General features: G+C 43.2%; 13 protein-coding genes. 7 read left to right on the forward strand and 6 right to left on the reverse strand.

The genetic code is table 11. From position 1 onward, the window contains the following. Positions 1 to 15: 15 nt before the first annotated feature. The 4 genes from AAEY72_RS12760 to AAEY72_RS12775 are packed head-to-tail and all read right to left on the reverse strand — an operon-like array spanning position 16 to position 3521. Entirely contained in the window at positions 16 to 1002 is a 987-nt protein-coding gene (locus AAEY72_RS12760) for an ATP-binding protein (protein ID WP_352310747.1), read from the reverse strand. Positions 1003 to 1010: 8 nt separating this feature from the next. Continuing rightward, entirely contained in the window at positions 1011 to 1934 is a 924-nt protein-coding gene (locus tag AAEY72_RS12765) for a class II glutamine amidotransferase (protein ID WP_189586999.1), read from the reverse strand. Beyond that, positions 1935 to 2267, reverse strand: coding sequence for a hypothetical protein (locus AAEY72_RS12770; RefSeq protein WP_352310748.1), 333 nt, complete (start codon positions 2265 to 2267; stop codon positions 1935 to 1937). A 60-nt stretch (positions 2268 to 2327) separates the two neighbouring features. Beyond that, positions 2328 to 3521 carry a homoserine kinase gene (locus AAEY72_RS12775; protein WP_352310750.1) on the reverse strand — a complete coding sequence of 398 codons (1194 nt, stop codon included), beginning with the start codon at positions 3519 to 3521 and terminating at the stop codon, positions 2328 to 2330. Positions 3522 to 3709: 188 nt separating this feature from the next. Here AAEY72_RS12775 and hisF point away from each other — a divergent pair, with 188 nt between their 5' ends. The 7 genes from hisF to glmS all read left to right on the forward strand — a co-directional run bounded on the left by hisF (position 3710) and on the right by glmS (position 12008). Continuing rightward, positions 3710 to 4492 carry an imidazole glycerol phosphate synthase subunit HisF gene (gene hisF / locus AAEY72_RS12780; RefSeq protein ID WP_189586995.1) on the forward strand — a complete coding sequence of 261 codons (783 nt, stop codon included), beginning with the start codon at positions 3710 to 3712 and terminating at the stop codon, positions 4490 to 4492. 298 nt (positions 4493 to 4790) lie between these two features. After that, a complete protein-coding gene (gene ribH / locus AAEY72_RS12785; protein WP_010200525.1) occupies positions 4791 to 5312 on the forward strand; it encodes a 6,7-dimethyl-8-ribityllumazine synthase in 522 nt (173 codons plus the stop codon). A 261-nt stretch (positions 5313 to 5573) separates the two neighbouring features. Beyond that, positions 5574 to 6686, forward strand: coding sequence for a transcription antitermination factor NusB (gene nusB, locus AAEY72_RS12790; protein WP_352310752.1), 1113 nt, complete (start codon positions 5574 to 5576; stop codon positions 6684 to 6686). A 2-nt stretch (positions 6687 to 6688) separates the two neighbouring features. Then, entirely contained in the window at positions 6689 to 7714 is a 1026-nt protein-coding gene (gene thiL / locus AAEY72_RS12795) for a thiamine-phosphate kinase (protein WP_352310754.1), read from the forward strand. A gap of 3 nt (positions 7715 to 7717) precedes the next feature. Beyond that, positions 7718 to 8299, forward strand: a complete 582-nt coding sequence (locus AAEY72_RS12800; RefSeq protein ID WP_352310756.1) for a phosphatidylglycerophosphatase A family protein — start codon at positions 7718 to 7720, stop codon at positions 8297 to 8299. Between the two features lie 255 nt (positions 8300 to 8554). Next, on the forward strand, positions 8555 to 9931 hold the full coding sequence (glmU, locus tag AAEY72_RS12805) for a bifunctional UDP-N-acetylglucosamine diphosphorylase/glucosamine-1-phosphate N-acetyltransferase GlmU (RefSeq protein WP_352310758.1): 1377 nt from the start codon (positions 8555 to 8557) through the stop codon (positions 9929 to 9931). Between the two features lie 232 nt (positions 9932 to 10163). Continuing rightward, complete coding sequence (glmS, locus tag AAEY72_RS12810) at positions 10164 to 12008, forward strand: glutamine--fructose-6-phosphate transaminase (isomerizing) (protein WP_352310760.1); 1845 nt, start codon at positions 10164 to 10166, stop codon at positions 12006 to 12008. Between the two features lie 288 nt (positions 12009 to 12296). Here the strand turns inward: glmS and AAEY72_RS12815 are convergent, their stop codons facing one another. Next, a complete protein-coding gene (locus AAEY72_RS12815; RefSeq protein ID WP_352310762.1) occupies positions 12297 to 13289 on the reverse strand; it encodes a GNAT family N-acetyltransferase in 993 nt (330 codons plus the stop codon). Positions 13290 to 13498: 209 nt separating this feature from the next. Then, the gene (locus tag AAEY72_RS12820; RefSeq protein WP_352310764.1) at positions 13499 to 14791 is read right to left on the reverse strand and encodes an ATP-binding protein; all 1293 of its coding nucleotides are present in this window, start codon (positions 14789 to 14791) and stop codon (positions 13499 to 13501) included. Positions 14792 to 15012 lie beyond the last annotated feature (221 nt).

Raw genomic sequence — 15012 nt, forward strand, 5'->3', positions numbered from 1 at the left:
TTCGAAAAAGCTTCCTTAACTTTCAAAAATTAAACGATCTATTTTTTCAGACACGATAATTCTAGAGTTTTTAGTGTAGTCCTGATGGGCTATACAGTTATGCAAAGCTTCTAAAACGACACGTTGATTATATTTATCGATTTCAACAGGAATGAGCTCATCATCAGGTAAAATTCGTATTTGGAAATTACGTATCTTCTGGTATAGCTGTGTTGATGTTAATAAAAAAGGTGGATAGAAGTGTTCGTAAGCTCTTTCTTCCGCTTCTAAGCTCCATACCATAGCCGCAGGGTGAGGTGAAAGAAATCTAGCTGACTCTGGTTTGCCAAGAAGTAAAAGCGTAGATCTAGTAATTTTGCCATTTTCAGTTAATCTAGCTCTGTTTAGAAAATCTAAATCATCTAGCTCAAGCACTGCTTGGCTTTCTAGCCTTTGATCCATTTTTCTAGCAAAACCTTGCTTTGCTTTATTTAATGCATTCGGATCTAGGTCATTTATAGTCGCTTCTGATACTATTTGTGCCGACCAATCTATCCATTTTTCTTGTTGATTAATCTCATTTAACTTGTCCAATCCTAGTGCTACTAAACTTTCACCAGCTCTAGCGTAGTAATGCCCGTTGTAAGATATTGGCGAACCTTTAGGTGCTGCTGGAATTTGAAACATAACAACACCCCCTTTAGGATGTTGCAATTCAAAAATATTTCTAAAGGTGATTGTTGGTTGCGTATCTTGAGAAATCTGCTGACTCACTGCTTGGATACGTTCAGAACTCTTAGCCTTGTAGTCTGTGCCAATGACTTGTCGGGTTTTATCATCAATACCAAATACTAGCCAGCCAAAACTTTGCCCTCGCAAATTAGCTTCGTTAGATATAGCTGAGAAATACTTCCCGATATCAGATAAAGAGAACTCTTTTTTACCGCGCTTAAATTCGACAACTTCATTTTCCCAACATTCAATAAGAGTATCGAGTAACTCTAAAAGCTCATCATGGTTCATATCATCCCCTAAACACTCGCTCCAACCGCTCGTGCCACCGCAATACCTTCCTCAATCGTCAAAAACTTACGCTGGCTTGGGCTGTCTTTAAACAGAATCTCGCCGTCTTGGAAGATGAGACATTCATTGACCGCCAGCTGTTGCCATTTTTCATTTTCAGTGAGTGGAACGGTCACTAAAATAGTGACTTTATCCTGATCCGTCGTCACATCACCAAAGTTAATTGCCAAGTCATCATCTGACAGTTTGGCTTCCCCAAAAGGTGCTTGGCGCGTGAGATAAAACAATAAGCTACCGGCATAAGCCAATTGCCATCGACCATTCGATATTAGACAATTAAATAGACCGTTGGCGGATAAATAACGACATTGAGTAGTCAAAAAATTAAACAGCGTTTGATCATCGGGACGCGACTTAAAGCTACTTTTTAGGCGATTAACTAAATAGCAAAATGCCATTTCAGAGTCAGTATTGCCTACTGGCTGGCAATGTGAGGCGTTACCGTTGTCTTGCAAGCGCTGACAGCGTTTGATAAATTCACTATTCATCTGTCCATTATGCGCAAATACCCACTGCTCACCCCAGACTTCACGGACGAATGGATGAGTATTCGCCAAGCAATTTTGCCCTTGAGTCGCTTTACGAATGTGCGCAATGACATTCATGGCTTTGATTGGATAGTTATTGACCAAATCAGCGACTGGTGACAAATGGCTTGGTCGGTTGTCATGGAACAAGCGCAGTCCCGTTGAGGCATTTGCCGACTCATCACGCTTAGAGCTGTCATCATTGGCACACTCGCTACGCTCAAAAAACGCAATGCCAAAGCCGTCTTCATGACTGTCCGTCATGCCGCCGCGCTTGCGAAAGCCAGCAAAGCTAAAACCAATATCCGTCGGGGTATTACAGTTCATTCCTAGGAGTTGACACATTTATGCGTTACCGCCTTTATTATAGTGATTGTCTGCTGCGTCATGATTGACCGGACTACCTGACACAATACCAAGTTCTATATCACTCATGCTAGCCAACAAATCCGCTCCCGTATTGTCGTCGCTTTCAACACCACCCAAGATACGTTGAGCTTGTGCCAAATCCGTGTTTTCTACCCACAGTACGACACCAGAATTCATCCCGGGAATGGCACTTAGCGGTTGCAAGGACACGGTAATGCCATTGTTGCGCAGCAGATTGGCATGCAGCTCGCCTTGCATATTGGTGTCGTAGCGTGCCAGTTTGTGCCAGTTATCAACTTGATCGGTCATGGGGTCGCCTCTAAGGTTTCGGTACTAAAATTGGTACTAGAATAAATGCGTAGGCAATGTTTACGATAATTGATCTAGCGTATATTCTTTGATTGCAAACTCACTGCTATTGCTCAATTTTTCACGTGCTTGCTCGGCTTGCGTGATGTTGCTAAAGACACCGACTACTTGATTGTCTACTTTATTCCCCCAAAGCACAAATACTGTATTATTTTGCGGTTTTTCTACATGAGCCCAATGATAAGCAGCAAGGCGTTTCATCAAGTCAGGGTTTTTAACCATGATGTTATCGCCCGTACGCCCTTCGGTACGGTTGTAATGGATAACATTCAAACGTAACAGCCAAAAAATAACGGCCGCTTTTGCCAGCATAACCGATAACGCACGTTTTTCATCGTTGCCAAGTGGACGTTTTGACTCATAGCCTTGTAAAAATGCCGCCATTTTATTGCGGTCAAAATTCACTGACTCGCCTTGCTCGGCATCACCCCACGTAGTGCAAAAATCATTAATCGTAATGGCAATATCCATCACATAATGCTCGACGCTGACTTCGGTAAAGTCTAACAGCCCCGTTAAGCGCTCTTCACCTTTTTGGCTATTATTTAACGATAAGTTCCATAAGGTATTATCAGCAAACATGTCTAAATGACACAAGCCTTTTGGCAAAGTGGCAAGCGGCAAATCTGTATAAGATTGCCAAATATCACTCATGAGCTTAGCTTCGTCACTGGGCATAAACTGCATTTCACGGTCACGAACTTCTGACCATGGATACAAAGGTACGCCGTATTCTTCCGCAGGTTGCAACGCTTGCAAGGTCTCGTGCAGCATCGCTAAGGCGGCACCGATTTCATGACACATCGCTTGCGTGGTTTGCTGTGGATGCGCGCCCGATAAGCACGGCACTAGGGTAATGGCTTTATCGTCATAATGGATAACATAGCGTTTATCACCACTATTTTTACCACTGTCTAATCCTTCATCATCAATCAATGCCAATGGCGCAGCGACCGGCAACTTACCGTCTAATTGATTTAAAATGACCGCCATTTTTTCGATGTCTTCTGGTGGACGCTCTTCGAATAAGGTAAATACATAAGAGTGCGCACCATCTACATCATCAGTTGTCTGAATAAACCAGTTAGAGTTTTTGATACCTTGGGTAATCGGAATGGCGCGCGCGAACGAGACGCCAAAGCGTTGACAAAAGGCGGCAAACTGATCATTGGTTAACTGGGTATAGACGGACATGACATCTCACTTTTGGCAATTAAATAAAAAGTTAAATAGGATAGATTTAAACAGCAATGGCGACAATTGTAACGCGCCTGAGCAAACGATAGCGAAAAGCGTAATAATCTTGCGAAAATCTGCCTGATATGGCGGTGATTTTGCTAGACTAGCGCATTGAGAGAATTGATTATAAGGTGAAAGACCCTATGTTAGCAAAGCGTATCATTCCTTGCTTGGACGTTGATAATGGCCGTGTGGTCAAAGGTGTGCAATTTGTCGATATCAAAGACGCAGGCGATCCTGTTGAAGTCGCCAAACGCTACAACGAACAAGGCGCAGATGAGATTACTTTTTTGGACATTACTGCCACCAACGACGAGCGCGATACCACTTATCATACGGTTGAGCGTATGGCAGAAACGGTATTTGTGCCATTAACCGTCGGTGGCGGTGTGCGTAAAATCGCTGATATCCGCAACTTGCTCAATGCTGGCGCGGATAAAGTCGCGATCAACTCAGCTGCCGTATTTACGCCTGAATTCGTCGGTGAAGCGGCGCAAAAATTCGGTAATCAATGTATCGTTGTCGCTATCGATGCCAAACGTGTCGCGGATATTGAAGTTGATGGCATCATCCTGCCGCGTTGGGAGATTTTCACCCATGGTGGTCGCAAGCCAACGGGCATTGATGCGGTTGCTTGGGCAAGTAAAATGGCTGAGCTTGGCGCTGGCGAATTACTAGTCACCTCGATGGACGGTGATGGCACCAAAAAAGGCTATGATTTGGCCTTGATGCAACAAATTACCAGCCGCGTTAACGTACCTGTTATTGCCTCAGGTGGCGTCGGCAACCTACAGCATTTAGCAGAAGGCGTGTTAGAGGGCGGCGTCGATGCGGTGCTTGCCGCCAGCATTTTTCACTTCGGTGAGTACACCGTGCAGGAAGCCAAAGAATATATGGCAGCGCAAGGGATACAGATGCGCCTGTAATACGTTTGTAAAATGCAAATAAATTAGAAAAAATGTTATCATAGCGCTAACTGCTTATTATCATTTGGTTTTCGTTCATTTAACGGTCAATTCGTTTACGTGATAACCAATCAAATAAGTTATACCATTCACAAAAATTAGAGTAGCAAGGAAAACGAGTGTAAGTACTACACATTGTAGACTAAACAAGTTTGACACAGCTAATCGTACTTTTTGGGTTTGGTATTATTTGAATCTATCATTATATTTAGCTACTCCTACATTTTAATTAAAAGCCCATTAGGCGAAGGATATTTTTATGTCGAATTTACAACAGCAACGCAATGACGTGACTCATATTGATGGTAACTTACATCAGAATGAAGATGCCCGTATTGGTATCGTGGTTGGTCGTTTTAACGGTTTTGTCGTTGAATCATTGGTAGATGGTGCTATCGACGCCCTACTTCGTCATGGTGTTTTGGGTAGCAACATTACCGTTATTCGCGTTCCTGGTGCTTTCGAATTGCCATTGGTTGCTCAGCGCGCTGCTGAATCAGACCGTTTTGATGCCATCATTGCGTTAGGCGCGATTATCCGTGGTAGCACGCCGCATTTCGACTTTGTGGCGAGTGAATCAGCCAAAGGCCTAAGCAGCGTTGCGATTGATTATAATATTCCTGTTGCCAACGGTGTATTGACGACCGACAGCATCGAGCAAGCGATTGAGCGTTCTGGCACGAAAGCTGGTAACAAAGGCTCTGAAGCAGCTATGGTCGTGCTAGAGATGATTGCGGTACTATCACAGCTAGACATCGATGACGATAGTGATGACGCTTAATTGAATGCGTTGCTCATTCATTAGCATTTGAATGTTTTTGAGTCGCGATTCAGCACCATTCTTTATTGATAAGTAGCATTGTTATTGATAAGTATTATTGTTGATTAAATCTGTTAGGGCTATGGTTACTGCGATAGCCCTAAGTATGTCATTTAAATGTTCAACAGCAGTATCTAAAACTGTCTGGTAAATTTGCCAGCCGACTACTATTTAACATTTTATTTTAAAACTTCTTATCTTAAAACTAGGTATAGACCCTCTATGACTGACCAACTCAAGCGCGCTATTAACGCTGCGAAAACCGCCCAAACCAATGATAGTCAAGCTGAAGCCACGCGTATTGCGAGCAGCAGTGCGGGTGATCAAACCTTCGATATGAGTGAGTCTTCTTACAAGACCAGTCACACCGCTATCCGTAAGGCGCGCCGCTTTGCGATGCAAGGTCTATACGAATGGCTCGTCACTGATCGTCGCTTTGATGTAGACGGTAAGCTTGGCTGGAAGGCCAATGCACCGCATGATATCGCTGCTCGTACACGCGCGACCAATGCCATGCATACCGTACATATCGGCTATTATCATGAAATGATGCGTGATATTCCTGAGCAGATTGAGGCGCTAGATGCGCTTATTAGTCAGTATCTCGATCGTGAAATTGATAAACTCGATACCGTTGAACACGCTATTCTTTTGATTGGTTCTTACGAGCTGCAAAACCGTTTAGAAATCCCTTATAAAGTCGTGCTTGACGAAGCGATGAAGCTTAATAATCACTTTGGTGCCACTGACGCCCATAAACTGATTAATGCCGTCCTTGATAAAATGGCAGTTGAGCTGCGCGCTACTGAAGTAGAAGCAGATAGTAAAGCCAATCTACGCACCTCACAAAAAGCGGCCGCTAAACCGGTAGTAGAAGCTGATACAGATAACAGTGCCGATACCCATGCTATGGAAGAAACACTCACTGCTTCAAACAAACCACGTATCAGCGCCAATAATGCTACCGTCAAACGTAGTAGCGTTAGTAAAGCCAGTGCAAATATTAGTGACTTTAAGGCGAGTAAGAAAGATGCTGCCGAAAACACGGTTGAAAACGACAGTGTTGAGACAGTTACTGCAGTAGAACCCATTGTAGAAGAGAATATTGTAGAAGAAAGCATTGTTGAAAAAGATGTCGTCGTTGATGAACAGCCTATTGAAGAAAATGTAGCTGCTGATGCTATCAATGACGACAGCAACGAAGAAAATACCACAGCGGATACTGGTCTAACGGACTCTAATATTCTCAATGTTGACTCAGAAGAGACCACATCAGATACTAATGTGTCAGATGTTACTGCAACAGACGATACTGATACGAAAAGCCAAGACTAACCATGAATGAATTTGAGCTGATCGAGCGCATATTTTCACAGATGCAAGCGGCACATGCACCATTAATCGGTATCGAAAAGGGTATCGGCGATGATGCAGCTGTCATAGCATTGCCTGCAGGCTCGCGCTTGGTCAGCTGTATTGATACGCTGGTTCAGGGTCGTCACTTTCATGCCGACTGGCAACACATTGACGAATTGGCGTTTGCGATTGGTTATAAAGCCGTGGCGGTTAATGTCTCAGATATTGCCGCTATGGGCGCAACACCGCATAGTATTCTGCTAGCATTAGCATTGCCTGAACGTTTAGCGAACGAGCAATGGCTGACTGAATTTGCCAAAGGCTTGTTTCATGCCTGTCACTTATTCAAGGTTACCCTTATTGGCGGTGACACTACACGCAGCGAGCGCTTAGTACTCAGCGTCAGCGCGCAAGGATTACTTGCCGCAGACACGCCAGCTGTCTACCGCTCAGGTGCGCAAGTTGGTGATAAAGTCTACGTATCAGGGTCACTCGGCGATGCCAGCTATGCCCTGCAACATCCTGACAGTGCTCAAGGCGTAGAGCTTGCCCATCGTTTGCATATGCCGACTCCACGTATTGCCTTAGGGGCAGCACTGGCAAAAATTGGTGCAACCGCGATGATAGATATCTCTGATGGTCTTTATCAAGATCTTGGCCATATCTGCCAACAAAGCAGCGTTAGTATGCGGCTTAATCTGGAGCAGCTACCTACTAGCAAACCATTGGCAAGCGTAGATTTGTATGAGCGCTTATTGTGTCAGCTGGCGGGTGGCGATGATTATGAGTTGGCTTTTACTTTGCCTGCGCATATTGAACCACCTACAGGCAACACGCTAGTCACCTGTATCGGTGAGGTGACTGCGATGACAAATCATAAAGACACAGACACATCGACCGCTTTACGTCCTGAGTTATTTTATCAAGGAACGCCAGTCACACCGACTCACCCCGCGCCGTTTTCTACATGGCCCACCCTTACCGGCTACCAACACTTCACAGGCTAATCCATGACTGATCACGACCTATCTAAGCCTGACATTAGCAAAGCCAATGACTGCCCTCCATTGCCCGTAAATGCTAGCCTGCTTGATCGTGTGGTTTATTGGCTCGGTATCGGTTTAGGTAGTGGCTTGCCTCGCCGTGCTCCCGGCACTTGGGGGTCAGTTGGTGGCTTAATCGTCGCCATACCTCTAATGAGCTTAGGCTTTGTGCCATTTTTGATTATTACCATCTTGTCCTGCCTCATTGGTATTTGGATATGTGGTCGTACCTCAGAGCTCATGCAAGGTCATGACGATCCGCATATTGTTTGGGATGAATGGGCAGGCATTTGGATTACTTTACTACCGTTTTCTTACATGGGGGTGTCTACTGCCAGTTTTTGGCAAGACATTTCACAAAATTTATCTATCATTGCGATTATCATCGCTTTTGTACTTTTTCGCTTTTTTGACATTATTAAGCCACCACCGATCGGTTGGGCAGACAAAAAAGTCGCCGGTGGTCTCGGTATTATGCTTGATGATATTATTGCTGGCGTAATGGCGGCAGCGGTATGGATGATTGTCATGCTCGGTATGCTGTTGTAGTCAATACTTTATAGATCAAATACGGTGTCAGGCTCGCTTAGCCCACTATTTTTAGTACTTTCACTCGCCTTCTTTGTATCTAAATTATATTGAACCGATTACATAAGCAGATACGCGATTCGGCTTTTTTGTATGACTGACTATATAACCCTTTGTATAACCTTAAGTTACAAAGCTTGCACGGCATTGCGTTTTTTTGCAGTGGCGTTTGCGCTATAATCATAAATTATATTTTGTTACATTTAACGAGCTACTATGACCTCTCCTCTTTCTGTAATTATCCTAGCTGCTGGTAAAGGCACGCGCATGCAATCGGCCAAGCCAAAAGTGCTACAGACACTGGCCGGTAAGTCTTTATTAAGTCACGTATTAGATACCTGTCACCAGCTGACTGTTGACGCAACTATCATCGTTCATGGTTTTGGTGGCGAGCAAGTAAAATCAGAAATTGCTAACCAATACACCCAATCCTCAATCACGTGGGTTGCCCAGACTGAACAGTTAGGGACAGGACATGCCGTTAAAGTGACCTTGTCCGATTTGCCAAAATCAGGGCAAAGCCTCATTCTATATGGTGATGTGCCATTGGTAAGCTGCCAGACGCTAGCGGCATTAAAGGTGGCTAATACTGACGGTATGTCGATGCTGACACTTACTGTCGACAATCCGTTTGGATTGGGTCGCATCAAGCGTGACCAAGCAGGCAATATCGAAGCCATCGTCGAGCAAAAAGACGCCAGCACCGATGAGCAAAGCATCCAAGAGATTAATAGCGGTATTTATTGCGTCGACAATGCCCTATTGCATAAATATCTGCCAAAGCTCTCTAACGATAATGCACAACAAGAGTATTATCTAACTGATATCGTTAAGATGGCCGTCGCTGATGGTATTACGATTGCCGCGATTGAGCCTGAGCATACGTTTGAGATTGAAGGCGTCAATAACCGTCAACAGCTTGCCAGCTTAGAGCGCACATGGCAGGGTAAGCTGGTTGCCGATTTGCAAGAAGCTGGTGTACAGTTTGCTGATCCGAGCCGCGTTGATATTCGTGGCACCTTGACAGCCGGTCAAGACGTATTCGTCGATGTCGGTGTGGTGTTCGAAGGCGACTGTACTTTGGGTGATAACGTTTATATCGAAGCAGGCTGTGTCATCAAAAATGCCCAAATTGGTAACGCCTGTCATATCAAACCGTATTGTGTGATTGATCGCGCCGAGGTTGGTGCAGGTGTTGATGTAGGACCTTTTGCCCATTTGCGTCCTGAGACCGTATTGTCTGATAACAGTAAGGTCGGTAATTTTGTAGAAATTAAGAAATCGACCATCGGTCAAGGCAGTAAAGTGAATCATTTGAGCTATATCGGTGATGCAACTGTCGGTACAGGCGTCAATATCGGCGCTGGTGTCATTACCTGTAATTATGATGGTGTCAATAAATCACAGACTATCATCGAAGACAATGCCTTTATCGGCTCTAACGCCAGCCTAGTTGCGCCAGTCACCATTGGAGATACCGCAACGGTTGCGGCAGGCTCTGTGATTACTAAAAATGTTGATAGTAAAGCATTAGCCTTTGGTCGCGCGCGTCAAGTGCAAAAAAATGACTTTCAGCGTCCAATCAAAAAATAACGGACTCGTCGGTATCTAGGTCAATCACAGTCAGGCTTGAGCAAAACTAAGCAGTGCGGCAATCTTTGTGGTACTGCTTAATAATTTTGAATGGTTAGGGTCTGTTGAACATTCAAATGTGGAACTGGCAGGGGCTAAATAAAGCTACTTTGAGACAGTATAAATTCGCCATGCGAAATTATCACAATATAAAGCATTGAAGCATCGAAACATTGAAACTTAAGGAATACTTATGTGCGGAATAGTTGGGGCAGTCGCTGAGCGTAATATCGCCAATATCTTGCTTGAAGGTCTTAAACGTTTAGAATATCGCGGCTATGACTCAGCTGGTTTGACAGTCATTCGTGATGGTGAGCTACACCGCGAGCGCCAAGTCGGCAAAGTACAAGCATTGGTCGATGCTGTCGCGGTTAATCCAGACGCTTTTGATGGTCATATTGGTATTGCGCATACACGCTGGGCCACGCATGGCGAACCTGCACAACGTAACGCCCATCCGCACGTATCAGGCAAGATTGCCGTGGTGCATAACGGTATCGTTGAGAACTATGCCGAGCTAAAAGAAGAATTAATGGCTAAGGGCTATGAATTCACCTCGCAAACTGATACCGAAGTCGTTGCGCATCTAATTCATGATATTTATAAAAACACGCCTGATTTATTAGAAGCGGTTCGTGCGGTTATTCCATTACTCCATGGTGCATTTGCGCTTGGTATTGTGCATATCGATTGCCCAGATGAGCTCATTACCGTACGTTTAGGCTCACCTCTCGTCATTGGTCTGGGTATCGGTGAAAACTTTATCGCCTCCGATCAGTTGGCGCTATTACCCGTTACCAACCGCTTTATGTATCTAGAAGAAGGTGACATTGCAAAGCTGACTCGCAATAGCATTAAGGTCTATGCAGATGGTGTTGAAGTGCAACGCCAGATACATGAGATTGATGCCGCCCAACATAATGCGGATAAAGGTGAGTTTAAGCATTATATGCTCAAAGAAATTTATGAGCAGCCGGACGCAGTAGCACGTACTATCGAGATGGCCATAAATAATAGTGAAACCTCTAAATTACGCGACGACTTTTTGCAGCGTCATGAAGTGCTACTAGCAGATATTCGCCATGTGCAAATCCTCGCTTGTGGTACCAGTTATCATGCGGGCATGGTAGCCAAATACTGGTTTGAAAGTCTGATACGGGTGCCCTGCTCAGTCGAAGTAGCCAGTGAGTTCCGTTATCGTAACCCTGTCGTCGTCGACAACACACTGGTCATTTGTATTTCTCAATCTGGTGAGACGGCTGATACCTTATCAGCGCTACGTGATACCCAAAAACAAACCCCAGCAGGGCTAGTTAGCTTAGCCTTATGTAATGTACCGACCTCATCGTTAGTACGTGAAACCGATATTTTCTTACCGACCCTCGCGGGACCTGAGATTGGTGTGGCGTCTACTAAAGCCTTTACCACGCAGTTGGTGGCATTAATGCTATTGGTATTAAAGGTTGGTGTGGTTCAGCAACGTATGACTGGCGAGCGATTGAGCACATTGCTCGGTGAGTTACAACAGCTACCTGGTCAGCTGCATGCCAGCTTAAACCTAGATGCGCCTATCAAAACCATGAGTGAAAGCTTTGAAGATAAGAAAAGCTGCCTGTTCCTAGGTCGTGGTCTTCAATTCCCAATCGCCTTGGAAGGCGCGTTAAAACTCAAAGAAATCTCTTATATTCATGCGGAAGGTTATGCCGCTGGTGAGCTTAAACATGGTCCATTAGCTTTGGTTGATAAGGATATGCCTATCGTGGTGCTTGCACCCAAAGACAGTATGTTCGATAAGCTTAAAGCCAATATGCAAGAAGTTCATGCGCGTCACGGTGAGCTATTCGTATTCGCCAGTGAAGCCAGTCAAATGGTCGCAGAAGATCGTTTGCATGTAGTATATGTACCCGATGTTTGCGAGACGCTTGCCCCTATCGTTTATAGCGTGCCAGTACAGCTGCTGTCGTATCATGTGGCAGTCATGCGCGGAACCGACGTCGATCAGCCGCGTAATCTTGCAAAAAGTGTTACGGTTGAATAATTTTTACGTTTAGATAGTAAAAATTGTCATTGAGTAATCATTTATCATACTGAGTAATAAAGTATCATCCTCTTGCTTAGATATTTACCCCTGCTATTTTCGATTCAATAGCAGGGGTTTTTTATGCGCTCAAAAAAACAACAGAAGTGGCTTAGAGAAGGCAGAGGTCAAAGTGAGCTTGCCGATTACAAACCTTGGATAAAAATCTCTGACATATCTTCAACAGGACGTTCTCACCGAACCTTTGGACATAAGAACCGTTAAATATAAAAAAAGCCTGTCATTATCCTACTTGATACCTGCTGCCACCCACAAATACCCCCCAATATCATCACGCCCGACGCTTTTTGCACATTGAAAAGCTGAGGTATTATCAAAATGGATCGTTCCAAACAACATATCAGTTTTCTGTCTTCTTGATTGTCTACTTTGATCATTGACCAACTGATATATCAAAGCTAGTTGCATCCATTTCCCTAAACCCTGTCCTCTATATTCAGAAAATATAATATTTTCAATAATATAAAAGCCAGTCATTCCTAAGTTATTATCAGGCTCTACTATTATCACACCTGCTAATTCATCGTTAACATATAATAAATGAACAAAGCGCTGAGCCACCCAAGTTCTCATATCCTCTATGGGCTTTAATTCCATCATCAGAGCATGTTGGGGGAAGTCATCAAGCAACTTGTTATATGCCATTTCATATTGCTCATAAAATGTAAGAGAGCTCGCAGATAATAGCTCACATTTGGTATGAGAAGGACAGGCTATATCTTGTGCGGCGTTTTTAGTTAGCGTGTCTAAGGAATTTGCTAGTATACGATTGTCCCAATGGGCTGAGGGAAAGTTTGCAGGCTCAATATCTAAATAGCTTGGAATATAGAATTGAACATATTGGGGCTTAAAGGCCTCAAATATCTTTGAAATATTATCTACCAATACATTGATGCTATTTATACTGAGTGGTTTTAGCGTAGTCGTCACAGTGACAAATGGTTGGGAGATATCCATACCACGAAAGCGAATACCACATAATGCAATATTGCCATTGTCGCAGTTAATTAAACGGGTTTTATATTCTGATGGATACCGACCAGTAATGGACGCGTATTTGGCGAATAATAATGCTAAGTGATCACTTTCCAGTCTTTCTATATCTTCTTGAAGCTCATAAGCACATTGCTTATACAGATCTGTTTTAGTATATATTCTTTTCAATAGTGGCGATGCTTGAACAGCTTTTGCTTGTATTAACGATTCAGTTATTTTTGTCATGTTCGGCCTGATTTATAAAAAAATATATAGAGTATAGATATGATTTTTGACAGCATAGCTTAATCCAATCAGGTGCTTTCACTGGTTCGGTTCCCTAGTGAGGGCTTGAATCTTAAGCTATAGGTTAATGGTATCAATAGTTTGAGTTATTGAGATAACGGCGGTGTACTTCACAGTGTACTTACTGAGCAGATTAAGAACTTTCTAAATCAATGTCTAACATCCACTACAAGCCTTGTTTGGGCAAGCTCATCAAGATACTGATCTATGATTTGAGTATTTTCTTTATCCAAATGTGCATCCCATTCATCAAGCATGACAATTGTACTTTGGTCGTCCTCTCTAATTTCTTGAATTTGTTTGATGAGTTGTTGTCCTGTTGAACCCTCATGGGCTTTGTCTGTTTTGTAATTGAAATACAAATTGTGCTTGGCGGGTAAGTAGTAAGCCTGCTCTTGGTAGTGGTCTTTTAGCTTAAGCAACATACAAGATTTACCAACACCATTATTACCAATCAGCGTTACCCTACCTTGCTTGGGCAACTGTGTTGAATCAAAAACTTCTCCTGTTTGCTTCACACGTATTTGGTCTGCCTGAATGTAGGTATCTAAATTGACGGCGGTAGGTCGTAAGACATCTAAAATACCATCTAGCATCGTTTTGATAACACCAATACTAGTATGGTATCCAACCAATGCATAGCACATTTGCAATAGCTGAATTTGTCTTGGCAGCGTAGCAATTAGTACCGCCATCGTCGCAGCATCGTGCCAATTTTTATTAAAAATAAAAGCAGTAACCACAAAGACAGGCAGCATCAATATGATCATACCTAAGCTTGAATTGATGTGCTGAATCGATGTAGATTTAACGCTATTATTCTTGGCTGTCGCAAAGCTTTTTTGAACAATATTGTTATAAATCTTGAAATTATGCTTATTGAAAATAACGACATTATCCCAGCTGTCAAAAAGTTTAGCGGTTAAATTCAACCGTGATTGCTGATCTATTTTGGCAGCCGTTTTTAAAGCATGTCGTCTATAATGCACAAACGCAGAAGCAAAAATAATACCTACTGCATAACCAAGCAATAAGGTGCCATCCAAAAACCAAGCAATGACCAACACGTTAAATAAGACATTGAGTACCAACGCTGAAATATCAAAAACACTATCAATGACTGCCTCAAGAGTGTAGTTGCTTTCTTGAGCGAGTGTTGTCGTTGCCGTACTCTGTAACTCGTCGCTAGATAACAAATGTGTCTTGCCTAAGAAAACAGTGTGAAAAGTGTCGTTGTACAGTTTATGAGCGTCGTACTTAGCACGCTCCGTATTGGTGACACAAAAATATGCAGGCACATAAACCGCTACTAAAGAGACGGCAAATAGCACCATATACAAAATTGAAATAGTGTCTTGAGTCAGACTTTGTGCAAGGCGAGCAATAAAGTACGTTGATGACGCTACAATAATTTGCTGAATCAGCAAAAACAGCAGTGCCATACGCAGATGCTTGTTTGAGACAATTTTATAGATTAAGATTTTTGATATTCCTTAAAATTGAAGCACGTGAATCTAGCAAAGAATTGCTTATTGATGACGTACAATCTTATTATTAACTTTCAGAGTTTTTTGACTATACCTCAAGGGAACCAGTAGTTTAATGTCATACTGAGTAGTCATTGTTTATTTTCCAGTTAGTGACTTATAAGCAGTTACACAAT

Source organism: Psychrobacter sp. W2-37-MNA-CIBAN-0211, from assembly GCF_040309405.1.
GTDB lineage: Bacteria > Pseudomonadota > Gammaproteobacteria > Pseudomonadales > Moraxellaceae > Psychrobacter > Psychrobacter glaciei.

Excerpts from the sequence above, each read along its gene's own strand:
- AAEY72_RS12765 (WP_189586999.1), bottom strand. The coding sequence starts at position 1,934 with ATGTGTCAACTCCTAGGAATGAACTGTAATACCCCGACGGATATTGGT.
- AAEY72_RS12820 (WP_352310764.1), bottom strand. The coding sequence starts at position 14,791 with ATGGCACTGCTGTTTTTGCTGATTCAGCAAATTATTGTAGCGTCATCA.
- ribH (WP_010200525.1), top strand. The coding sequence starts at position 4,791 with ATGTCGAATTTACAACAGCAACGCAATGACGTGACTCATATTGATGGT.
- AAEY72_RS12760 (WP_352310747.1), bottom strand. The coding sequence starts at position 1,002 with ATGAACCATGATGAGCTTTTAGAGTTACTCGATACTCTTATTGAATGT.
- AAEY72_RS12775 (WP_352310750.1), bottom strand. The coding sequence starts at position 3,521 with ATGTCCGTCTATACCCAGTTAACCAATGATCAGTTTGCCGCCTTTTGT.
- AAEY72_RS12815 (WP_352310762.1), bottom strand. The coding sequence starts at position 13,289 with ATGACAAAAATAACTGAATCGTTAATACAAGCAAAAGCTGTTCAAGCA.
- thiL (WP_352310754.1), top strand. The coding sequence starts at position 6,689 with ATGAATGAATTTGAGCTGATCGAGCGCATATTTTCACAGATGCAAGCG.
- nusB (WP_352310752.1), top strand. The coding sequence starts at position 5,574 with ATGACTGACCAACTCAAGCGCGCTATTAACGCTGCGAAAACCGCCCAA.
- glmS (WP_352310760.1), top strand. The coding sequence starts at position 10,164 with ATGTGCGGAATAGTTGGGGCAGTCGCTGAGCGTAATATCGCCAATATC.
- hisF (WP_189586995.1), top strand. The coding sequence starts at position 3,710 with ATGTTAGCAAAGCGTATCATTCCTTGCTTGGACGTTGATAATGGCCGT.
- glmU (WP_352310758.1), top strand. The coding sequence starts at position 8,555 with ATGACCTCTCCTCTTTCTGTAATTATCCTAGCTGCTGGTAAAGGCACG.
- AAEY72_RS12770 (WP_352310748.1), bottom strand. The coding sequence starts at position 2,267 with ATGACCGATCAAGTTGATAACTGGCACAAACTGGCACGCTACGACACC.
- AAEY72_RS12800 (WP_352310756.1), top strand. The coding sequence starts at position 7,718 with ATGACTGATCACGACCTATCTAAGCCTGACATTAGCAAAGCCAATGAC.